Genomic DNA, 22,530 nt, shown 5'->3' with positions numbered 1-22,530 from the left:
AGGCTGACCTGCGATTGCGGTCAGCCTTTTTTTTTGAATCAACGGGTACTCAATTATAATACCGCATTGCAAGGAGAGGCGATCACGTGAGCGAACTCATATTAGTAAGGCACGGGCAGGCATCTTTTGGTGCCGACTCCTACGACAAGTTGAGTCCGCAGGGTATTCGACAGGTCGAAATCCTGGCCCAGTACTGGCAGACCTTAAACGACCCCTTTGACCACATCTACAGTGGCGAACTGAAACGCCAGATCGAAACTGCAGACTGCCTGCGGTCGCTACTGCGTGAGCCGCAGGAAACGCAACTGCACGCCGGATTCAATGAATACAATGGCGAACCGATAATGCGCCTGTATATGAGGGATTACGCCGAAAAGGAAGGCTTCGGTGCCGGGCTGACGCTGCCCATCAAGGATCGAAAAACCTTCCAGCTGGTATTGGAAGCTGCCACCACGCACTGGATCAACGGTACCTTGCAGGCATCAACTCAGGACACTGATTTTGAACCCTGGCGTGATTTTCAGGCGCGCGTGCATGGGGCGCTGGATGAGTTGATGCAGCGCCATACCGGCGGCAGCCGTGTGCTGATCTCGACCTCGGGGGGAGTCATCGCACTGGCGTTGCAGCGCGCCCTGCAATTGCCTGATAATCAGGTTCTAGCGACCAACTGGATGGTAAACAACAGCTCAGTGACCCGTCTGGTTTATGGCCGTGGCAAGGTATCGCTGGCCAGCTTCAACAGCCTGGCGCACCTGGAGGTGCCCGCCTGGCGTGACCTCATTAGCTTCAGATAAAATCAAGAACAGATGCTGAAAAATAAGGATAACTCATGACTCACGACGTTAAACAGGAAGAGCATAAACTGGTAGATCAGCCCCAGCAGGTGCGCTCAGGTGAAGAGCTGGACATGGATAAGCTGCGCGAGCATCTGCGCCCGGTGCTGGGCGGTCTGGTCGATCAGTTGAGCGTGCGCCAGTTTCCCGGTGGTTATTCCAATTTGACTTATCTGTTGACCAGCGGTGAGCACAAGTGGGTGCTGCGACGTCCGCCTTTTGGCAGCACCGTCAAGTCGGCCCACGATATGGGGCGGGAGTTCAGGATCCTGACCGCGCTTGACAAGGTTTTTCCTTATGCGCCCAAACCCGTGCACTTTTGTGACGATCACGATGTGCTGGGCTGCGACTTCTATCTGATGTCATATATTGAAGGCATCGTCATCCGGCGTGAATACCCATCGGGTCTGCAGTTGTCACCGGAACAGGTTCGTCAGCAGTTTTTTACCCTGTTTGATGTTCTGGGCGAATTGCACTCGGTTGATCTGAAGGCGGCGGGTCTGGAGAATTTTGGTAAGCCCGAAGGTTATGTCACGCGTCAGGTTGAAGGCTGGAGTAAGCGTTATCTGGCTGCGGTGACTGATGATGCACCGGATTTTGCGCCGGTGATGGACTGGCTGAAAGATAAGATGCCGACCGAAAGTGGTGTGGTTGGAGTCATTCACAATGACTATAAACTCGACAATGTTATCTGGTCGGCTGACAACCCGCTAAAGATGATTGGAGTGCTGGACTGGGAAATGACAACGGTGGGGGATCCGTTAATGGATCTGGGCTGCACACTGGGATACTGGGCACAGGCCGACGACCCCGAATTCTTCCGCCAGTACCGTGCCATGCCTAGCGACGCACCTGGCGCGCCGACCCGCGAGGAGATCGTTGCCCGATTCAGCGAGCGCACCGGCATTCCTGTCGACAACATCGATTTCTATTTCTGTTTTGGTCTGTTTCGACTGGCGGGTATCGGACAGCAGATCTATTATCGCTACGCCAATGGCCTGACCCAGGATGAACGTTTCGCGCGCCTGATTGAGAAGGTTCACAGTCTGCGCAAAATGTGCGAACTGGTCATCAGCCGTTCACGACTGTGACAGCTGCCTTCAGGTCAGCAGTGGTGGAGTAAGGCGCTACCGATTCTGACTCAGCTAATCCACAGCAGAATCAGTGTTAACGGTATAAGACTCAACAGGGTTGATATCACCGACGCGGCCGCGACAGCCGGCTGCCCGGTGTGATACCGGATGGCAAACACATAGGCGCTGATGCCCACCGGCATGGCCGAACCGAGCAGGGCGGTTTTTGCCCACAGGGGGTCAATGTCAAACACCTGATACATGCTAACCCATACCAGTAGGGGCAGGACGATCAGTTTCATCGCCGTGATCATCAGAGCAGCCGGCAATTGTCGGCCGACCTGGTATTGGTGCAGTGAGGTGCCCAGCACAAACAGCGCTGTCGGAATTGCTGCTTCCGACATCAGCGACAGACTAAGGTCAATTGGTCGATACAAACCGATTTCCAGCAGATTAAACGCCAGGCCTGCGATCAGACTCGTCGTCAATGGGCTGCTCAGCAATTGCCGCAGAAGTCGCAGCAGACTGCGAGCCAGGGTGCGCATATCAAACTGTTCGCGCTCCGCGAACACGGTCGCTACACTGAACAACACCAGATTCTGGGTGGCAATGATCATCAACAATGGCAGCAGGCTTGCGCTACCCAGCGTCTGTAACACCAGCGGTATGCCAACCACAGTGGTATTGGAATAGGTGGCACCGATCGCCATTACCGCCTGCAGGCGCGCATTGGCTTTAAAGACGTGGCGAGCCAGTAGTAAGGCCGACAGGTAAACGAGCAGAACCGGCAGGTAAAAAGCCAGTAGAAAATCCAGGCCGAAATTGTCCGGAATATCGGCATGCACCATGTTGATAAACAACAGGCATGGAATCACCAGAGTGAATGTGAAACGGGCAATGGCAAGGTATTCAGACTCTTTCAGGAAACCAGTGCGAGCTGACAGGTAACCCGCGAGCGCAAGCGCCAGAATCGGAAAAATCCCTTCAAACACGAGCATTTATGGACCGCCGTTGTATGCTGTTTTCCAGTTGCCTTTACGGAATACGTGCATGTACATGGCGGATTTGATGATGTAATCCGCGATCAGCGCGGCGTAGATCCAGTGCACGCTTAATTCCAGCCAATAGAACACGGCCGTCAGAATGACTCGCCCGAGCAGAAAGCCAGTCGCCATGATACGGGCAGGTGAGCGCGTATCACCGGCACCACGCAGTGCCCCGCCCAATGTGAATTCAATCGACATCATGGGCTGCACAACGGCGACCATGATGGTGAGCGCGACCAGGTAGTCCAGCACCAATGCATCGTTGATGAAAAAGCTGCCAATCACCCGGGCATTGACACCCAGCACCAGCCCGATAAGCGCCATGGTGGCAAAGGATATCTTCAGGTTTCGCCATGCTGCCTGTTCAGCCTCGTCGGGTTGGCCGGCGCCCAGATTCTGGCCGGTCATGGTGGCCGTCGCGATTGCAAAGCCCATGCCGATAACAATGGAGATGGAAAGCACGTTGACGCCAATACCGTAAGCGGTAAATGCCTCGGTGCCATACAGCGAAACCACCCACATGAACGCTATGATGGAAACATTAAACACAAACTGTTCGATGCCTGCAGGCAGCGCAATGCGTATCAGTTTTCGTAACCGCGCAGACTCCCAAAAGCGTTGTCGCAGAGGTTTCAGCAGAAGCCGTTGATTGCGCCACATCAGGTAGAAGATGATGGCCACCAGTGCGTATGAAAGACCGGCAGCAATGGCAGCGCCCAGGATGCCAAGCGCAGGAATTATACCGACGCCATAAACCAGCGCATAGGCCAGTGCGATATTGATGACATTGCCAATGGCTGCGACCCAGACCGGTGTCATGGCATCACCAGCGGCGCGCAGGGCTGCGCTGATCACTGCCAGGAATGAAAAAAAGATATTAAAAAAGACCAGCACTGTCAGGTATAGCGCTGACTGGTCAAGCATGTCACCCTGCAGGCCAAAAATGCCCACCAGTGGGCGTGCCAGCCAGGGTATCACCAGGCACAGCGATGCAGAGGCGATCAGAGTGACCACGGCAGACAATTTTACCACCCGGTCGGCTTCTTCCGGTTTGTTGCCGCCCCAGGCATGCGCAACCATAGCGGTGGTGCCGGCGGTGATGGAAAAAACGATGAGTTGCACGGCCATATAGATGCGGTCTGCCGCAATGACTGCGGCGACTGCGTCTGAGCCCAGCGCGGCAACAATCCTGATGGCCGCCAGATGCACTACAGACAACAGCAAATTGCCCACGATAGTAGGCCCGGCGAGCTTGAACAGACTCAAACGCGCGGGCGACTTAGATGGCAGGGGCGACGACATGAGGGTTGCTTTGTGTTAATCGGGCGGTGGCTGGAGATCAGGCGCAAGAGGATACGCTGCCGTCAGAGATTTGGCAAATATCGCCGTATTGGGGCTGAACCCACCGGTCAGGCTGTGATATTCTCGTTTACCGTTCAATTCTTACGATTGCGCCTGCCCAAGGAACTACCCGGATGTCAGCTGTTTTGGAGTCATCGCCGTCAACCCCTGATCCCAGTGCCACCCCGATCAAACACACGCCCTGGACGCGAATGGTCATTCTGACTGTGGCGTTTCTCAATGGCTTTGTCATCATGTCAATCGAGCTGTTGGGTGGACGCGTGCTGGCGCCTTATTTTGGCAGCAGTGTGCACGTCTGGGGCAGCATTATTGCTGTGTTCATGCTGTCGCTTTCATTAGGTTATCTGTGGGGTGGGCGCCTGTCCTTGCGTCGCCCGGGCCCCAGAACGTTCGGCGCGTTCTTTGTGCTGGCAGCGCTGCTTTGCCTGCCCATCATTTTTCTGGCCGATGCGGTGATGACCGCCATATTCGTGGCCGTGGAAGATCCGCGCTATGGCTCATTGCTGACAGCCATGTTGCTGTATTTTCTGCCTATCTGCGTGATGGGCATGGTATCTCCCTATTCTGTGCGCTTGCTGGTGTCGTCGCAGGAGCACAGTGGCGGAGTTGCCGGCATGCTGTATTTTGTCTCGACGCTGGGCAGCGCGCTGGGCACGCTGGGCACGTCGTTCTATTTTGTCTTGTGGTTTGATATCAATACCGTGATGTGGGGCTGTGTGGCGGCCCTGTTATTGTGCGCTGCGGTGGTACTGGGAACCTGCCGCAGTCCGTCTCTTCCTGAAACAGAACACAGCGCTGCGATACCGGAGGTCAGCCCATGAAGAGCACTGCATTGATGTCAGCAGCGATAGTGATGGCATTGCTGTTTGCCATGAGCATGACGCAGACACACGCCCAGCGCGAGATCATTCATGAAGAGCGATCGCAATACCGTGATGTGGTTGTAACCGAGTTCAATGATCAGCGCTGCATGCTGTTTAATGTGCATCGTGGTGACATGAACCAGACGTGTATTGATCTGCGGGATCCGAAGCGACTGGTGTTCAACTATACCAAAATGAGTTTTGCCGGTTTGTTGATCAACCCGGACCCGAAACGAATTCTGGTAGCCGGCCTGGGCGGCGGTACCATTCCAATGGCCATGCGCGATCTGTTTCCTGATGCCAGTATTGATGTACTGGAAGTCGACCAGGCGGTGGTGACGGTTGCGGAGGAATTTTTTGGTTTCCGTGAAGACGAGGCGATGGCTGCACATGTTGTCGATGCCCGCGTTTTCATCAAACGTGCCGGGCTGCGTGATGAGCAGTATGACTATATTGTGCTGGATGCTTTTTCTGGCGAATACATCCCGGAGCATTTGCTGAGCAAAGAGTTTCTGGAAGAGGTCAGGGCGATATTGACGCCGGACGGCGTGGTGGTCGCCAACACGTTTTCATCCAGTCGTCTGTACGACTATGAGTCGGTAACCTACCAGGCGGTGTTTGGCGAGTTCTACAATTTTAAACTGCCGGGCAGCGGCAACAGGCTCATTTTGGCGACAAAAAATGAATTGCCTTCGCCGGGATCGCTTCGCTCGCCGGCACGAGAATTGTACGATGCGCTGGAACCTTATGGCGTTAACCTGATGGAGTATCCGCCGCGTCTGACAACACGACCGGATTGGGATACATCCACACGAATTCTGACCGATCAATACTCCCCGGCCAATCTGCTGAACTGAGATGCAGAGGATTGGTTGATCAGTGACTGGCGGATTTGCGTTTTTCCAACAATTCGAACAATCCCATACCTGTCAACATGGCAGCAACAAAAACCGCTGCTTTGCTCTCGCCCGCACCCAGTGCCACCAGGGCTGGCCCCGGGCAGAATCCCGCCAGACCCCAGCCAATACCAAAACCCAGACTGCCGATGACGAGCCGTGTGTCCAGTCTGGTTTTAACGGGGAGCCGCAGTGGTTCACCCAGCAAGGACTGGTTACGTCCTCTAATAAAGCTGAACGCGATAATGCTCACCGCGATGGCGCCCAGCATGACCAGTGCCAGTGACGGATCCCAGTCACCGGCCAGGTCGAGAAAGGACAGGACCTTGTGTGGATTGGCCATACCCGACACTAATAACCCCAGCCCAAAAATGAGCCCGGTGACAAATGCAGTCGGGAAGTGAGTTTTCAATTGTGCAATCCTCAGAGCATCAGTACGTGGCGGATAACATAAACCGTCAGAAACCCGGTCCCCATAAAGGCCAGTGTCGCCACCATTGAGCGCGGTGACAGGCGCGAAATACCACACACGCCATGACCGCTAGTGCAACCGGCGCCGTAGCGGGTGCTGATGCCAACGATCAGCCCGGAAATGATCAGCAATGGATAATCAGCGTCAATCTGTATTGGCGGCAATTGCGAGAATCCCAGCCAGAGTATCGGCGCCAGCAACATGCCGACAATGAACAGCACCCGCCAAAGGTTGTCGCCCTGTTTTGCTGTCAGCAGGCCGCCAACGATACCGGAGATACCGGCAATGCGGCCATTCAGCAAAATAAACATCGCAGCCGCCAGGCCAATTAGCAGGCCACCTGCCAACGCGGTCCAGGGGGTGAACGCAATCCAGTCTATGGTCATGCCTGTGATGCTCCCATGATTGCTTTAGTCGTCGGCAATGGCCTTCAGGTTCGACACTGGAGGTTTACCAGTATCCTTATGCGTCAATCGCCGACGCGAACTGTCATGATGTCGCAACAGGCACCGTGAAGTACCTTGTTGGCGGTGGAGCCCAGTAACAGCTTCCAGCCTGACGTACCATGGCTGCCGATGACAATAAGGTCCGCATCGATTTCTTCGGCTTTACTGCGAATTTCGGTGGCGGCGGCGCCAGCCAGAACCAGCTGTCGGTCTGCCGGTACACCGTGTTTATCGGCAATGCCCGCCAGTCTCTGGCTGGCAATGGCCATCGCCTCTTCCTGCAGTTTGGTCATATTGATGGCATAGGCATCAATTGGATAAGCGGCTGCGACCGGTTCGACCACGTGAGCCAGGTAAATTCTGCCAACGTCGCCTCCGGCCAGTTCCAGTGCGCGCTCAATTATCCTGGCGGACTCATTGGATAGATCGACGGCGACTAAAACGCTTTGATAGCTCATGATTCTGTACTCCGTCGTAAATGAAATTGCTTGGGATCAAAAAAACTTCAGGCAATCAGAGTGTAACTGAGTCACTGAAAAATGAGAAGTCGATGCTCCGGCGCTGCATTGTTGAGCTGTTCGTGCGGCCAACCCAGCCCGGGTCACAGATATGGCGAGAACAGCCAGGCCAGCGAATCTCTGAGGCGCCTGGGCAGGCTGCGGCTATTTAGATCATCCAGCGTAACTGAAACCGCCTGCGCAGCCTTTTTTTCGTAGTACGCGCTGATACTGGCGTTGGCACCAGTGGAAAAAAGTTCCACGGCCAACTCATAATTCAGTCGCAGGCTGCGCGGGTCTATATTGGCGGAACCGATCAGCGTGTAACACTCGTCAATCAGTAACAGTTTGCTGTGGACAAAAGGGGCAGGCTGATAACGTATGTCCAGTCCTGCTTCCAGTAACTGCCGTAAGGTATTCTGCATGGCCCAGTGTGCTGCTGCGATGTTGTTGTGTCCCGGTAACAGAATCTGCACCTGGACGCCGCGCAACTGAGCCGCGATAAGAGCTCCGATAATGTCGAATGTGGGCAGGAAGTACGGTGTCATGATCAGGACACGCGATCTGGCAGCTGAGATTACACCGAGTATCAGATTGTTGAGTTTGTCGATACGCTTGTGGGGACCGTCCAGAATCAACCGGCTCCAGATTTTGGCATTATCGTCATTGGCGTTGCTTCCCATAAACGGAATGGTGGGCTTGGTATTGGTACAAAAGTACCAGTCCTTCCAGAATGCCCACTCCAGGTCATCTACTATTTTTCCCCGCAGGCAAAAATGCATATCCAGCACTCGGTCCGGGTTGCTTTCATTATCTGCAAGGTGACGGTCACCGATGTTCTGGCCGCCGGTAAAGGCGTGAGTGCCGTCAATGATAAGCAGCTTGCGGTGGCTTCGCATGTTGATGTTCAGCGAGGGCGGGAACAGTCGCAATGGGTTGAATCTGGCAAATTCTATGTTCCGCGACCTTAGCGCTTCACCTATGCGCGGCAGATACATCATCTCACCCAGCCCGTCCACAATAACCTTGACCTCGACTCCGCGAGCAACGGCGGCGGCCAGGGCATCGGCAATCTGCAAGCCACTGTTGTTGTGGTCGAATATATAGGACGCCAGCAGGATACGGTTCTGGGCTGTGTTTATGGCTTTGATCATGGCGGGATAGAGCGCCTCGCCGTTCTCCAGCAGATCCAGCTGCGTGCAGGCACTCAGACCTTTGCCGGTGAGCGTTTCGCCAATCGTCGACAGCGGTCGAAAGAAGGTGCCGGGTGGATCATTGAGCGTGGTGAGCGCATCCCGGTTGAGTTTACTGTCGTAGCCTTTTCTCGCACGGGAACGAACCCGATTGATACCGAAGAGATAATATAGAATGGGGCCCGCCAGCGGCAGAATGATGCACAGGGCTATCCAGCCAAAGGCGGCTTTCGGGTCGCGCTTGTTGAGCAGCGCATGCCCGGCAGTCAGCAGCCCTATGGTCAGTACGAAAGGGGGTAACAACCAGACCAGTACATCAATTGCCATCGTCCTTGCTCCTTTTTGCTATTCCATGTCCTCTGCTTTAAGTGTTGCGTAAGCTGACGTCCGTGATCATGGCACAATGGTCGGAGAATTCCCGCCAATGGTTGCCTGACAGCGTAGTGCAGGCGTGAATATCAAAGCCGCGCAGGTAGATCCTGTCCATGGGAAGTACCGGCAGGAACGCAGGAAAGGTTTTTGCGCAGGCGCCGTGGGCAGTTTCATGGGCCTCGTTGACACCAAGGCCGTTGAGCAGGGCGCGGTGCGTCGTCTGTCGCCAGTCATTGAAATCGCCCGCGACAATGAGTGGCGCATCCGTCGGGATACTTCGGTTTACATGCTCAATGAGTCGGGTGGTCTGTAGGCGTCGTTCTTTTTCGAATAGTCCAAAATGTATGCAAAGTAGATGGATATCATCGGCAATCACGCCATGCAGAAAACCGCGCTGAGAGAAATTTACAAACGAAGCATCAATATTGTCCCAGCTTCTGAAAGGGTTGGCGCTGAGAATAGCGTTGCCGTGATGGCCATGCTGATAAATCGCGTTCTTGCCATAGGCATGATGCGTCCATACGGTATCGGCCAGATACTCCAGTTGCGTCTCGGCGGGCCAGTGCCGCACTCTTCTGCTGTGTTTCTGGTTGTCGCCCACCACTTCCTGCAGAAATACCAGGTCCGCTTTGCTGTCGCGAAGCTGAGAACGAATGTGTGACAGGACCAGACGTCGGGGTCCCATGGCAAAGCCCTTATGGATGTTCAGCGTCAGGATTCTCAAATGCGTTGCAGGCATAATTCAGAGTGTTATCCGTTGTGTTTCATGATGAGTACGTCACATGGCGTGTCGTAGAGAATTTTTTCGGCCGTGCTGCCGATAATGGCACTTTCGACAGCATTGCGGGACAGCGCGCCCAATACCAGTATATTGGCCCGGGCAGTGCGAATGGTCTGTGACAGGGTCTTGATCAGGTCGCCACGGGTCAGTGTGGCCTGGTCTTCGCTCAGGCCATGTTCGCCAAGCAGGGCTTTGACCTTGCTCCAATGAATCTCCCTGACCTCCCGGATATAAAGTTCCGCATCAACCACTTTGGGAAACATGGCGCTCAGGTCCGGGAAGTAGCAGTGAAAAACCCTGGCATTCAATTGTAACGATCGGGCCAGGTTGACGGTCGTGTCCAGCATTAGATGGTCCAGCTGATTCTGTTGTGCCTTTGTATGTAGCGGGTCAACCGCGGTCAGGATGGCACCGTCTTCGGCCCAGGGGCATGCCTTTACCAGAAGTAGCGGAGTCGGGCAGCCTTTGACCAGTTTCCAGTCGGTATTGGTAATCAGTATGCGAGACAATGCGGACGTGGCCTGGACGCTTTTCAGCGTCATGTCGGGCTCAAATTCCCGGATTTTGCGCAGGATGACGTCAGCGCTGTTCTTGTCACTGGTAAAATAGGTTTCTGTGTTAATGCCCTGGGTTTCAAACCGGGTCTTCAGCGCTGCCAGTCTGGCTTGATAGTGCTCGGTGAAAAGCTGTTTTTGACTGCGGAAAAAGCGTGCTGCCAGGCCGGGCTGGACATCGCTGTGCTGTGGCAACGCATTGGCTTTGTTCATGACCAGCAGAACGTCCGCTTTACCATAAAATGCCAGCAGTATGGCTCGCTCAATAACAAAATCGCTGTCATCGTCTGGATCAACAATGACCAGTAGTTTTTTCAGACGTGTCACAGTGTTGCAAGCCCCGCGCAAAGTCCCAGTCAGCGCCTCATATTGGGTATACAACGGGTTGCTTGTCAAGTCGGGTCGATGTGATGGCAGCCCTGGAGTCAGGCCTGTTTCAGCGGCGCCAACTGGTCCAGCACGTACTGGGGCAGGGCGAAAGCGGCGTGGTGTAATTCCGGGGTGTAGTAGCGACTGCGAATGGCGCTGGCCTGCCAGCGTTTCTGCAGCGTAGCGAGGTCAGTGCGGCGCAGGCCCGGGTCGTCGCTGGCCCAGGCAAAGGTCATGATGCCGCCGACATAGGTGGGGACCGCGGCGCCATAGAAATGCCAGTCTTTGTATAGGCGATTGAGCCGTGCAGCGGTGTTGGTAACTTCATCTGTTTGCATGAAAACCACGCCATTCTGGGTGACCAGAATGCCACCCGGGTTCAGGCAGCGTTGACAGCCGGCATAAAAATCCTTGCTAAACAGGATCTCCCCTGGCCCTTGCGGGTCGGTTGAGTCAGAGATGATGACATCAAAGCGCTGATCGGTTTTTTGCACAAAATCAAAGCCGTCGCCGATGACAATATTGGCACGGGGGTCGTCATAGGCACCGTCGCTGTGAGCGGGAAGGTATTCGCGAGCCATGTCGATGACGGCCTGGTCTATTTCCACCTGAGTCACGTGTTCTACCGAAGGATGTCGGCAGACTTCACGCAGGATGCCGCCGTCGCCACCGCCGATAATCAGCACCCGGCGGGCATTGCCGTGCGCCATCAGGGGCACATGCGTGAGCATTTCGTGGTAAATGAATTCGTCCCGCTCGGTGGTCTGGACGATACCGTCGAGTGCCATGACGCGGCCGAACTGCCGGTTATTGAAGATCATCAGGTGCTGATGGTCGGTTTTATGCTCGAACAGCACTTCGTCGACAGTGAATGATTGGCCATAGCCTGAATAGAGTGTTTCTGTCCAATCACGAGCTGACATCAGGCGTCTCCTGTGGCTGCGAGGCAGTTGTTGCGGTTAAAGGGCTATGAGCCGGGCTGGGGAAGCCTGTGCGCCGGCGGGCGCCCAGGCATTATGAACAACGGGTTCTGTGCTTACTCGTCGCTTTCCGGTTCGGTCAGGCCGCGCAGCTGTTCACCAACGGTCACGCGGGTCGGGTGAAACGCTTCCTTGAGGATGGGGACCGCTTTTTCGGGTTGCGCATCGCCACACATAAAAATATCAAAAGCGGCATAGCCACGTTCTGGCCAGGTGTGCACGCTGATGTGTGACTCTGCCAGCACGGCGACGCCGGAAATGCCGCCGTTAGGCGTAAAGTGGTGCATATGAATGTGCAGCAGTGTCGCGCCACAGTGATCTACGCAGTCACGGAATGCTTTTTCCATGGTGTCGAGGTCGGTCAGATTCTCTGCACCCCAAAAGTCTATCAGCAAATGTGTGCCGGCAAATTCCAGACCATTGCGGTGTATAAAGTGATCTTTCGCGTCGTCCGCCGGCGCACCGGTGAAAGTCGGCCATTCACTCTCGTTCGCGCTGGTGTCGGTTGGTTTGAGAGACTCTTTAATGGAGGAGATTGTGCTCATAATCCGGGCCCCAAAAAAAGATGGCGGTGAACTTATTAACCTGCGTTTTGCTGTAACTAGACAGTATTCGTCGGGCTATAAGCCTCCACACCATGCGTGGTAAATTTATCAATGATGGTCTGACATCCCGAGGGCTTAAAATTCGAGAAGTGACAGAGGGAACGCAGTTTATGGATTTTTGGCTGAAATACAAGTGAATTTTGCGTTTTTTGCCGTTCCAGCGCTGATTTTGCTGGTTAAAGCGTGTTGCCTGTAAAGGGGAAGGAGGATATTAGTGTCGTTGTGGAGACCGCCCAGCGGGCGGCGGGTGCTGCCTTTCGGAGACGCCCGTGAACCCATCCATGGGGGGCTCGGATGCGGCAACCGTCTGACCGCCATGGATGACGGGAATGCAGGTTTTGCAGGAGCAAAAACCTGCCAAGGGTCGCATACGCTCCTCAAGTTAGCACCCGCCACCCGCTGGGCTAGTGCATTCCTGCGACATTATGCTCTCTATCCACTTTCAGCCCGGTCGTCCCTTGTACTACTTGCCGTGAGCGAGGATTTCGGGAGTAGTGGGACAGCGAGCGACGCTAGCCAGCGGAGGAGCGTCACGCTGATTCCGGAAGCCGGCTGCCACTGAACAGCGGTCGGCTGGAATTTCAGGCGTCAGGAAGCATCCTTGATCATGTTGCGGGCGATGATGATCTGCTGGATCTGGCTGGTGCCCTCATACAGACGGAATAAGCGCACATCTCGGTAGAAGCGCTCAACCGCATATTCCGAGATGTAACCCGCGCCGCCGTGGATCTGCACCGCGCGGTCAGCCACACGGCCGACCATTTCGGTGGCGAACAGTTTGCAGGCGGCTGATTCAGTGCTGACGTTTTTGTTCTCGTCACGCATGCGAGCAGCATCCAGCACCATGCATTTGGCGGCATAGCTTTCGGTTTTGGAGTCGGCCAGCATCGCCTGGATGAGCTGGTGCTCGGCAATGGGTTTGCCGAACTGCTTGCGTTCAATGGCATAGTGCAGCGCGTCATCAATCAGCCGCTCGGCGATGCCCACGCTGAAGCCGGCGATATGCAGGCGGCCACGGTCCAGCACTTTCATGGCCGTAATAAAGCCCTGGCCTTCGTCGCCAATCAGGTTCGCGGCAGGTACACGACAGTCTTCAAAGATGACATCGCAGGTCAGCGACCCGGCCTGGCCCATTTTTTTGTCTATGGCACCCAGAGTGATGCCGGGCGTGCCTTTTTCCACAATAAAAGCAGATATGCCGCGCGCGCCTTTGATGTCCGGGTTGGTGCGGGCCATCACATTAAACGTGTCGGCGACCGGGCCATTGGTGATGTAGCGCTTGGTGCCGTTGATAATATAGTGGTCACCGTCGCGAACGGCGGTGGCCTTCAGGGCGCCGGCATCGGAGCCGACATCGGGTTCGGTCAGGCAGAAACAGCCAACCCATTCGCCGCTGGCGTATTTGGGCAGGAATTTCTGTTTCTGTTCTTCGGTGCCGTCAAAGACCACGGCAGCTGAACCGATGCCGTTATTGGTGCCCAGAATGGAGCGAAATGCGGGTGATGTGCGACCCAGCGCCATCGCCACGTGAATCTCTTCTTCCATGGTCAGGCCCAGGCCGCCGTACTCTTCCGGAATCGTCATGCCGAACAGGCCAAGCTCCTTCATTTCCTGAATAATGTCGTCAGGAACTTTATATTCTTCAGCCACCTGGTGCTCGGCGGGAACCAACCGCTCGCGAACAAAACGATCAACAATATCAATAAGTTGATTAAGCGTTTCCTGGTCTCGTATCATGCTTAGCCTCTGCCGTAAACGTTGCCAATAATTCTATAGAACGAAAGCTCGTCATAATAACGCGATTGCCCGTCCCGAGTCGAATTCCACGGTATGTTTGCTTGTGCTACCATTGCGGCCCTGCTTATTTTGCATGCTATGGGGAACAAGAGAACAGTGCTATGAGTCAATTACAAGAAGCCTTTATTTATGATGGTGGCCGCTCCGCATTCGGCCGTCACGGTGGCGCGTTGTCACCACTGCGTCCTGATGATCTGCTTGCTCATGTGATAAGAACCGTGGTGGGACGAAATGTGTTCAACCCGGAGGCCTATGAAGATGTCATCATGGGCAATACCAACCAGGCCGGCGAAGACTGTCGTAACGTGGGTCGATTTGCCGCGCTGCTGGCTGGTATGCCGACATCAGTGGCTGGTCTGACGGTGAACCGTCTGTGCGGCTCTGGTCTGGCGGCCGTGCTGGATGCCAGTCGTGGTGTCAAATCCGGTGAAGGTGCCCTGTTTGTGGCCGGTGGGGTGGAATCAATGAGCCGTGCGCCTTTGATTCTGTCGAAAGCGCAGTCTGCATTCGATCGTGGTCAGCAGATCGCCGACAGTACCCTGGGGGCAAGATTTACCAATCCGTTGATATCTAAAGGATTTGGTGATGATACTATGCCTCAGACGGCAGACAATATTGCCTCTGATCTGGGCATCAGCCGCCAGGACAGCGATGCCTTTGCGGCGGCCTCACAAGCCAAATATGAGGCAGCACGCGTTGCCGGTTTCTTCAAGGATGAAATCATTCCGATAGAGGTGCCGCAAGGTCGTAAAAAGCCGCCGCGTGTGGTGGATGCAGATGAGCATCCTCGTGCGGACTCCACCGTTGACGTACTTGGCGGGCTGCGTCCGCTGTTTGAAGGTGGCGTGGTCACGGCGGGTAATGCGTCCGGCATCAATGACGGTGCGGCAGCGTTGATTATTGGCAATGCCGCCATGGGTGAAAAATATGGCGTTAAACCGCGCGCCCGCATCATTGCCGGTGCTGTGGCAGGGGTTGAGCCTAGAGTAATGGGCCTGGGGCCGGTGTTTGCAGCGCGCAAGGCACTGGATCGTGCCGGATTGAAGCTGTCCGATATGGATATCATTGAAATCAACGAAGCATTCGCGACTCAGGTGCTGGGTTGTCTGAAAATGCTGGAAGTGGATTTTAACGATCCACGGGTTAATCCCAATGGTGGTGCAATTGCCATAGGTCATCCACTGGGGGCGTCCGGCGCTCGCATTGCGTTGACAACCTTGCGCGAGCTCGAGCGAACCGGTGGCCGTTATGCCATGGTCAGCCTGTGTATCGGTATCGGCCAGGGTGTTGCTGCTGTTATAGAACGTCTTGATTGATCAGATTTAACTTGATTCCGGAATCAGCGTTTTAATATTTGGTGCTCATGATGCAGTGCCAGCGGGCGTTGGTTCCCGGAGTCTAAATTTTCTTAAAATAATGTAAAGGATTCACTCATGTCCAGTGTCGTCAGTTACGAAGTTGTCAAGAATATCGGTGTTATCAAGGTAGACAGTCCACCCGTCAATGCCCTTTCGCAGGCAGTCCGTGAAGGTATTCTGACTGCAGTGCAGAACGCCCAGAACGATGATACCGAGGCGTTGGTGCTGATGTGTGAGGGGCGCACATTTATTGCGGGTGCCGATATCACTGAATTTGGCAAGCCACCCAAAGAACCTTCACTGCCAGACGTTTTGACCGCTTTGGAGAACTCGTCCAAGCTGGTGGTTGCCGCCATCCACGGCACCGCGCTTGGTGGCGGCTTTGAAACTGCACTGTGCTGTCATTATCGATGTGCGATTGCGTCAGCCAAGGTCGGTTTGCCCGAAGTGAAACTGGGTTTGTTGCCCGGCGCAGGCGGTACGCAACGGGTACCTCGTATTGCCGGTGCAAAAGCTGCCCTGGACATGATCACCAAAGGTGATCCGGTTGCTGCCAACAAGGCGAGTGACATGGGGCTGATTGATGAAGTGCTGAGCGGCGATGATCTGCAGGCGGCGGCTGTGGCCTACGCGCAGGACCTGGTGGAATCAGGGGCGCCATTGAAGCGTGTGCGGGATATCACTATTGATCCGGCCAGCATCGAGCCCGGCTTCTTTGACGGCTATCGCAAGGCGTTGGCCAAACGCGCTCGTGGTCAGATCGCACAGGACAGGATTGTTTCCTGTGTCGAAGCGGCGGTTAACAAATCCATGGACGACGGCCTGGCGGTCGAGCGTGAACTGTTTACCGAACTGGTGACCTCACCTCAGTCGCGCGCCATGCGTCATGCCTTCTTTGCCGAGCGTGAAGCGGCAAAAATCAAGGATCTGCCCAAAGGCACACCGGTTCGCGAGATCAAGAAAGTAGCCATCATCGGCGGCGGCACCATGGGTGGTGGCATTGCCATGTGTTTCGCCAATGCCGGTATCCCGGTGGTGATGGTGGAGATCAATGACGAAGCGCTTGAGCGTGGTCTTGGTATTATTCGCAAGAATTACACCATTACCGTCCAGAAAGGTCGCCTGTCCGAGCAGGATATGGGCAAGCGTATGGAACTGATCAGTGGCACAACGGATTATGCTGATCTGGGTGATGTTGACCTGGCGATTGAAGCTGTGTTCGAGAACCCCGATATCAAAAAAGAGGTATTCGCCAAGCTGGATGCTGCGTGCAAGCCCGGCGCTATCCTGGCTTCCAATACCTCCTATCAGGATGTCAATCTGATTGCTGAAGCTACCAAGCGTCCGCAGGATGTTGTCGGTATGCACTTCTTCAGTCCAGCCAACGTGATGAAACTACTGGAAGTTGTTCGCGCTGACAAGACTGCTGACGATGTGCTGGCCACGGTAATGCAGATTGGCAAGAAAATTGGCAAAGTGTGTGCCCTGTCACGTGTCTGCTACGGTTTTATCGGCAACCGCATGCTTCAGGGCTACGGTCGTCAGGCGCACATGCTGTTGCTTGATGGTGCAACGCCAGAGCAGGTTGACTCGGCCGCAGAAGAGTTTGGCATGGCCATGGGCCCGCTGGCCGTGGGCGATCTGGCCGGGCTGGATATTGGCTACAAGGCACGTCAGGCACGTACCGACGTCGAGCACGACCCGAAGACGCATTGCATTGCCACTGCGCTGGTGGAAATGGGTCGTATGGGTCAGAAGTCGGGTGCCGGGTATTACAAATATGATGCAGCAACCCGCGCGCGCCAGAATGACCCCGAGGTGGAAGCATTGATTCGCGACAAGGCCAAAGAGCTGGGCATTGAGCAGCGTGAAATCAGCAAGCAGGAAATTGTTGATCGTCTGTTCTTCCCGCTGATCAACGAAGGTGCGCTGATTCTGGAAGAGGGTATTGCGCAACGTCCGGGTGATATCGATGTGGTCTACCTGTACGGCTACGGTTTCCCTGTCGCCAAGGGCGGCCCCATGTTCTACGCCGATGAGGTCGGTCTGAAGAACGTGGTTGCCCGTATTAATGAGTTTGCCCGCACACTGGGTGAGGACTATTGGCAACCGGCACCGTTGCTGGTCAAACTGGCCAGCGAAGGCAAAACTTTTGCTGACTGGGCCAAAGAAAACTCATAAAGGAGCATCGCATGATTGCTTATCAGACTGCGGCGCCCGGCGCGCCGCTGGAGCGCATAGAGACTGAAACCCCGGCACCCACAGATACACAGGTGCTGGTGAAAATGGTGGCCTGCGGTGTATGCCATTCAGATATTCACCTGCACGACGGTGAATTCAATCTGGGCAATGACAAGAAACTTGAGGTTGGTCGACCTGGGCTGGTACTGGGTCACGAAATCTTTGGTGAAGTAGTGGCGGTAGGGCCTGATGCGAAAGATGTCAGCGTCGGTGACCGTCGTGTGGTGTATCCATGGATCGGTTGTGGCGAATGTGCATCCTGCCGTCGTGGGGATGAGCACTTGTGCACGCCGGGCCGTGGTCTGGGCACTGTGGCCCAGGGCGGTTTTGCCGATCATGTCATGGTGCCGCATCCGCGTTATCTGTTTGACAAAGGCAGCGTCGACGACTCACTGGCATCCACCTATGCCTGCTCCGGCCTGACCGCATACAGTGCTCTGAAAAAAGTCGGCGCACTGACCGAAGGCGATGAAGTCGTCCTGATCGGTGCTGGCGGCGTTGGTATGATGGCATTGCAGGTTGCGCTGGCGCAGGGCATCAAACCCATCGTGGTTGATATTGATGACGCCAAACTGGAGGCTGCAAAAGCGCTTGGCGCCAAGGCAGTCTTCAATTCGGGGGACAGAGCGACGGTGAAGGAGATCAAGAAGCTGACCGGTGGCGGGGCGTTTGCAGCCATTGATTTTGTTGGTGCAGAGGCTTCTGTCAATTACGGTCTGGGCTGCCTGCGTAAAGGCGGCAAGATCATCATCGTTGGGCTTTATGGTGGCGCCCTCAATATTCCACTGCCGTTCATTCCAATGAATGCCCGCATCATCCAGGGCACCTACGTTGGCAGTCTGCAGGAGATGGGCGAGCTGATGGAGTTGGTCCGGGCTGGTCGCATTGCTCCGATCAGGATCGAGGAGCGGGCGCTGGATCAGGCCAGTCAGGCGCTGGCGGATCTGAAAGCAGGTCAGGTACAGGGGCGTGTGGTGCTGCGCGGCTGATGCCACGCGGCTGATGCCACGCGAGGTCCACTTTGCGGCGCCTGTAAAGTGGACCTAACCGGCCTGTCTGGGCCTAGAGGCGCCCCCGCCTTCGTGTATACTGACAGTTCAAGTCAATAATAATGAACGGGGACTGCAACATGCGAATAACTCAATACCTGATGCCGCTACTGCTCGGTTTGTCTTTCTCTGCGTCGGCAGACACACCGGCATCCGGACTGCCCATGGCAAGTCCCGAAAGCGTCGGTATGTCGGCGCAACGGCTCACCCGAATTGATGACTTCATGCAGCGTTACATCGACGACGAAATGGTCGCAGGCACGGTGACGCTGGTTGCGCGCCGGGGCAAGGTTGTGCATTTTGAGGCGCACGGCATGAAGGACGTCGAGCGCGCTCAGGAAATGACCACCGACACCATTTTCCGTATGGCGTCGATGACCAAGCCCATTGCCTCAATGGCCTTGATGATGCTTTATGAGGAAGGCTGGTTTCAGCTTGATGATCCGATTTCGGACTGGTTGCCAGAATTCAGCGACATGATGCTCGAAGTTGAAAACGAAGATGGCAGTACCAGCCTGCGGCCAGCACAAACACCTATCAGTTTTACCCATATCCTGACCCATACCGCAGGGCTGATGAACAGCTATCGCGGCGACGTGCCGCGTTACTCTCAGGTATCGGCTGTCCGTGGTGACGAAGATCTGGCCAGCTGGACTGAGCGCCTGGCGACACTGCCGCTGCGCTACGAGCCGGGCACACGCTGGGAGTACTCGGCAGCGACCAGTGTTGTGGGGCGACTGGTTGAAGTAATCTCCGGACAGGATCTGGATACCTTCCTGCGCGAACGGGTTTTCACGCCGCTGCAGATGCACGATACCTATTTTTACCTGCCGGCAGACAAGGTGGATCGGTTTGCCACGCTGTACGGGCCTGATGCGGACAATAACAATCGAATGATGCTGACCGAGGTCGGTGATCAGAATAGCCGCTACGTTGCTGAACCGACCACATTCTTCTCGGGTGCGGGCGGTCTGGTATCAACTGCCCATGACTACATCCGTTTTCAACAGATGATGCTCAATGGCGGTGAGCTTGATGGTGTGCGCCTGCTGGGTCCCAAAACCGTCGAACTGATGTTTGCCAATCATACCGGTGATCTGCCGCTGTGGCTCAGCGGGCCAGGCATGGGGTTCGGTCTGGGTTACTCGGTCGTGCTGGATCGCGCAGTCGCGCATACCTCTGATTCTGAAGGTTCGGTATCCTGGGGTGGCGCGTTTGGTACGCTGTTCTGGATTGATCCCGCTGAAGAACTGGTGGCGATCGTGTTGACGCAGATACGCCCGTATTCGCACATTCGAATTCGTGAGGGTTTTCACAACGTTGTTAATCAGGCGATTGTGGATTGAAATACCCATTCCTCTTTTCCCGGTTTCCGGTGAGCGTATGCCGCAGCCCAAGGGTAGTGTTGGATTATTTTAGGGAAGAGACTGAATGACGTTGCGGGAATGGTTCTGGATAGTAGCACTGGGCGGAATCTGGGGCGGCTCGTTCATATTCAACGCGCTACTGATTCGTGAGCTGGGGCCGTTGTGGGTGACGGCGCTGCGGGTCAGCATTGGTGCGTTGGGTTGCTGGCTATTCCTGTTTGCCATGCGCAAGCCGATTCCGCGTGATCCGGGATTATGGCTACGGCTGGGCATGCTGGGCGTTCTGAATTACGCCATTCCTTTTGCCCTGTTCCCACTTGCACAGGCCAGCCTCGCCAGCGGCGTGGCGGCCATTATCAACGCCCTGACACCGATCATGACAGTGATAGTGGCGCACTTTTGGGTGAACGGTGAGCGCATCACCTGGACGCGAAGCATTGGTGTAATGGTCGGTTTTACCGGCGTCGCCATTCTTGCATTGCCTGCCCTCAGTGCCGGTGGCGACACTCGTCTGTGGGCGATAGCTGCGTGTCTGCTGGCTACTCTGTGTTATGCCCTGGCGTTGAACATCGCGCGTAGTTTTCGGGCCGTTGAACCCACTGCATTGACCTGCATCGCGCTGACTGGCGCCGCTGTTATTGCGTTACCGGTGGCGTTGTCAGTTGAGGGTTTGCCGGTGATGACAATGCCGGGAACCTGGCTGGCGGCACTGGCGATTGGATTGATTTCAACCGCCTTCACCTTTCAGGTCATGTATCGACTGCTACCACTGGTTGGAGCTACCAACTTCTCCACGACAACATTGATTGCACCCGTATCAGCGATCATTCTGGGGCTGATATTTCTGGGCGAGGTGATACTGCCATCGCACCTGCTAGGTATGCTGGTGATTTTTGTCGGGCTTATGTTTATCGATGGGCGCTTGCCGCGAATGCTTGGTCTGATTCGCTGACTATCACGGCTGCGTATAAAGCCGACGATATTTATAAATTTCGTTGATTTCACCCCGGTTTTTCCATAGTGTTTCTGCGTGCTGCTTGTTAGACTTTAGCGCTGACAGATATTCATATTTTGGTTAATCGGAGGTGTGTTTTGCCCGAACTGGAAGCATTTCGCGCGGAAACCCGCGCCTGGCTGGAGGAGAATTGTCCAGCCTCCATGCGTACGCCCATGCCCGAAGACGAAACCGTCTGGGGTGGACGAAACGCAGTGTTCAAAAACCCGGACAGCAAGCTGTGGCTGGAACGCATGGCTGCCAAGGGCTGGACCACCCCAACCTGGCCCGCCGAATACGGTGGCGGTGGCTTGAGTAAAGCTGAAAACCTGATTCTGGCGGAGGAAATGCAGCGCATCAAGGCGAGAGTGCCCCTGGTCAGCTTCGGTATCAGCATGCTGGGGCCTGTGTTGCTGGAGATGGCAACGCATGAGCAAAAGCTGGCGCATATTCCCGGCATCATTCGCGGTGAGATACGCTGGTGTCAGGGTTACAGCGAGCCCGGTGCCGGATCGGATCTCGCCGGGCTGGGCACCAAGGCAATACTGGCGGGTGACGACTACATCATCAATGGCTCAAAAATCTGGACCTCCTACGCCGATCAGGCCGACTGGATATTTTGCCTGGTACGCACTGACTTTGAAGCGCCCAAACACAGCGGCATCAGCTTTATTCTGTTTGATATGGCAAGTCCGGGTGTCAGTACCAAACCGATCAAGCTCATCAGCGGTAATTCAGTGTTTTGCGAAACCTTCTTTGATGACGTCAGGGTGCCCGCAGGCAATCTGGTAGGACGTCTCAACGATGGCTGGAGTATTGCAAAGCGTCTGCTGCAGCACGAACGCACCATGATTTCCGCGTTTGGTCTCACCAGTGGTCGCAACAATCGTGGCGGTCTGGCAGACAACCTGGCTGAAACCGCAATGTTGTACCGTGGCGATGTGGTGGAGCTCTCGGATCCGGTGCTGCGTGACCAGATTGCACAGTTCAGGATAGACAGTGAGGCGTTTGGCCTGACCTCCCTGCGTTCTGCCCAAGAGGCGAAACAAAGCAAGGGGCCAAATGCAACATCGTCAATGCTGAAGAATTATGGCTGTGAACTAAACAAACGCCGCTATGAGTTGGCGCTTCAGGCCGCAGGGACACAGGCACTGGGCTGGGAGTCACTGACTGAAGACGAAAGTGATTTTTCGGCACAGGAACTGGCGGTTGCGCGGCAGTGGTTACGCTCCAAAGGCAACTCGATTGAGGGCGGCACTTATGAAGTGCAATTGAACGTCATTGCCAAACGCGTACTGGACCTGCCTGATATGACATCCATGGTCAGTAATGCAGCGGCTAAGAACGCTGCGGCCGCAAAAAACGCTGCGGCGAAATAGAAA

21 protein-coding genes are annotated in these 22,530 nt (G+C 55.2%); 10 read left to right on the top strand and 11 right to left on the bottom strand.

Going from position 1 to position 22,530, the window contains the following annotated elements; genetic code table 11:
• The first annotated feature begins 86 nt into the window (after window positions 1-86).
• Both PHACT_RS05265 and PHACT_RS05260 read left to right on the top strand, forming a co-directional pair.
• Window positions 87-794, top strand: coding sequence for a histidine phosphatase family protein (locus PHACT_RS05265; RefSeq protein WP_070116232.1), 708 nt, complete (start codon window positions 87-89; stop codon window positions 792-794).
• Between the two features lie 35 nt (window positions 795-829).
• Window positions 830-1,924, top strand: a complete 1,095-nt coding sequence (locus tag PHACT_RS05260; protein WP_070116231.1) for a phosphotransferase family protein — start codon at window positions 830-832, stop codon at window positions 1,922-1,924.
• 50 nt (window positions 1,925-1,974) lie between these two features.
• Here PHACT_RS05260 and PHACT_RS05255 read toward each other — a convergent pair whose 3' ends face one another.
• Window positions 1,975-2,904, bottom strand: coding sequence for an AEC family transporter (locus tag PHACT_RS05255; RefSeq protein ID WP_070116230.1), 930 nt, complete (start codon window positions 2,902-2,904; stop codon window positions 1,975-1,977).
• Complete coding sequence (locus tag PHACT_RS05250) at window positions 2,905-4,254, bottom strand: MATE family efflux transporter (RefSeq protein WP_070116229.1); 1,350 nt, start codon at window positions 4,252-4,254, stop codon at window positions 2,905-2,907.
• 173 nt (window positions 4,255-4,427) lie between these two features.
• On the opposite strand from PHACT_RS05250, the gene PHACT_RS16610 reads away from it, so the two are divergent.
• Complete coding sequence (locus tag PHACT_RS16610) at window positions 4,428-5,135, top strand: fused MFS/spermidine synthase (protein WP_070116228.1); 708 nt, start codon at window positions 4,428-4,430, stop codon at window positions 5,133-5,135.
• Window positions 5,132-6,034 carry a spermidine synthase gene (locus tag PHACT_RS16605; protein ID WP_070116227.1) on the top strand — a complete coding sequence of 301 codons (903 nt, stop codon included), beginning with the start codon at window positions 5,132-5,134 and terminating at the stop codon, window positions 6,032-6,034. The genes PHACT_RS16610 and PHACT_RS16605 overlap by 4 nt, the downstream gene beginning before the upstream one ends.
• Before the next feature lie 19 nt (window positions 6,035-6,053).
• On the opposite strand, the gene PHACT_RS05235 is transcribed toward PHACT_RS16605, so the two are convergent.
• From PHACT_RS05235 to PHACT_RS05195, 9 genes are all read right to left on the bottom strand, one after another.
• Entirely contained in the window at window positions 6,054-6,485 is a 432-nt protein-coding gene (locus PHACT_RS05235; protein WP_070116226.1) for a YeeE/YedE family protein, read from the bottom strand.
• 11 nt (window positions 6,486-6,496) lie between these two features.
• Window positions 6,497-6,931 carry a YeeE/YedE family protein gene (locus PHACT_RS05230; RefSeq protein WP_070116225.1) on the bottom strand — a complete coding sequence of 145 codons (435 nt, stop codon included), beginning with the start codon at window positions 6,929-6,931 and terminating at the stop codon, window positions 6,497-6,499.
• An 83-nt stretch (window positions 6,932-7,014) separates the two neighbouring features.
• Entirely contained in the window at window positions 7,015-7,449 is a 435-nt protein-coding gene (locus PHACT_RS05225; RefSeq protein WP_083264362.1) for a universal stress protein, read from the bottom strand.
• Between the two features lie 143 nt (window positions 7,450-7,592).
• Entirely contained in the window at window positions 7,593-9,008 is a 1,416-nt protein-coding gene (locus PHACT_RS05220; RefSeq protein WP_070116223.1) for a phospholipase D-like domain-containing protein, read from the bottom strand.
• 37 nt (window positions 9,009-9,045) lie between these two features.
• Window positions 9,046-9,792 carry an endonuclease/exonuclease/phosphatase family protein gene (locus tag PHACT_RS05215; RefSeq protein WP_070116222.1) on the bottom strand — a complete coding sequence of 249 codons (747 nt, stop codon included), beginning with the start codon at window positions 9,790-9,792 and terminating at the stop codon, window positions 9,046-9,048.
• A gap of 11 nt (window positions 9,793-9,803) precedes the next feature.
• Window positions 9,804-10,715: a universal stress protein gene (locus PHACT_RS05210; protein ID WP_139141447.1), complete on the bottom strand. Its 912-nt coding sequence runs from the start codon at window positions 10,713-10,715 to the stop codon at window positions 9,804-9,806.
• Window positions 10,716-10,813: 98 nt separating this feature from the next.
• A complete protein-coding gene (gene speE / locus PHACT_RS05205; protein ID WP_070116220.1) occupies window positions 10,814-11,680 on the bottom strand; it encodes a polyamine aminopropyltransferase in 867 nt (288 codons plus the stop codon).
• Window positions 11,681-11,793: 113 nt separating this feature from the next.
• A complete protein-coding gene (gene speD / locus PHACT_RS05200; protein ID WP_070116219.1) occupies window positions 11,794-12,282 on the bottom strand; it encodes an adenosylmethionine decarboxylase in 489 nt (162 codons plus the stop codon).
• 648 nt (window positions 12,283-12,930) lie between these two features.
• Window positions 12,931-14,079: an acyl-CoA dehydrogenase family protein gene (locus tag PHACT_RS05195; protein WP_070116218.1), complete on the bottom strand. Its 1,149-nt coding sequence runs from the start codon at window positions 14,077-14,079 to the stop codon at window positions 12,931-12,933.
• 161 nt (window positions 14,080-14,240) lie between these two features.
• Between PHACT_RS05195 and PHACT_RS05190 the strand changes: the two genes are divergently transcribed.
• The 6 genes from PHACT_RS05190 to PHACT_RS05165 all read left to right on the top strand — a co-directional run bounded on the left by PHACT_RS05190 (window position 14,241) and on the right by PHACT_RS05165 (window position 22,527).
• Window positions 14,241-15,455 carry a 3-oxoadipyl-CoA thiolase gene (locus PHACT_RS05190; RefSeq protein WP_070116217.1) on the top strand — a complete coding sequence of 405 codons (1,215 nt, stop codon included), beginning with the start codon at window positions 14,241-14,243 and terminating at the stop codon, window positions 15,453-15,455.
• Window positions 15,456-15,572: 117 nt separating this feature from the next.
• Window positions 15,573-17,678, top strand: a complete 2,106-nt coding sequence (locus PHACT_RS05185) for a 3-hydroxyacyl-CoA dehydrogenase NAD-binding domain-containing protein (RefSeq protein WP_070116216.1) — start codon at window positions 15,573-15,575, stop codon at window positions 17,676-17,678.
• A gap of 11 nt (window positions 17,679-17,689) precedes the next feature.
• Entirely contained in the window at window positions 17,690-18,727 is a 1,038-nt protein-coding gene (locus PHACT_RS05180) for an alcohol dehydrogenase (protein WP_070116215.1), read from the top strand.
• A 140-nt stretch (window positions 18,728-18,867) separates the two neighbouring features.
• Window positions 18,868-20,133 carry a serine hydrolase domain-containing protein gene (locus tag PHACT_RS05175; protein WP_169819394.1) on the top strand — a complete coding sequence of 422 codons (1,266 nt, stop codon included), beginning with the start codon at window positions 18,868-18,870 and terminating at the stop codon, window positions 20,131-20,133.
• A gap of 85 nt (window positions 20,134-20,218) precedes the next feature.
• The gene (locus tag PHACT_RS05170) at window positions 20,219-21,106 is read left to right on the top strand and encodes a DMT family transporter (RefSeq protein WP_070116213.1); all 888 of its coding nucleotides are present in this window, start codon (window positions 20,219-20,221) and stop codon (window positions 21,104-21,106) included.
• Window positions 21,107-21,246: 140 nt separating this feature from the next.
• A complete protein-coding gene (locus tag PHACT_RS05165; RefSeq protein ID WP_070116212.1) occupies window positions 21,247-22,527 on the top strand; it encodes an acyl-CoA dehydrogenase family protein in 1,281 nt (426 codons plus the stop codon).
• Window positions 22,528-22,530: the final 3 nt, after the last annotated feature.

Source organism: Pseudohongiella acticola (assembly GCF_001758195.1).
Classification (GTDB): domain Bacteria; phylum Pseudomonadota; class Gammaproteobacteria; order Pseudomonadales; family Pseudohongiellaceae; genus Pseudohongiella; species Pseudohongiella acticola.
This window is presented reverse-complemented; position numbering and strand designations above follow the sequence as displayed.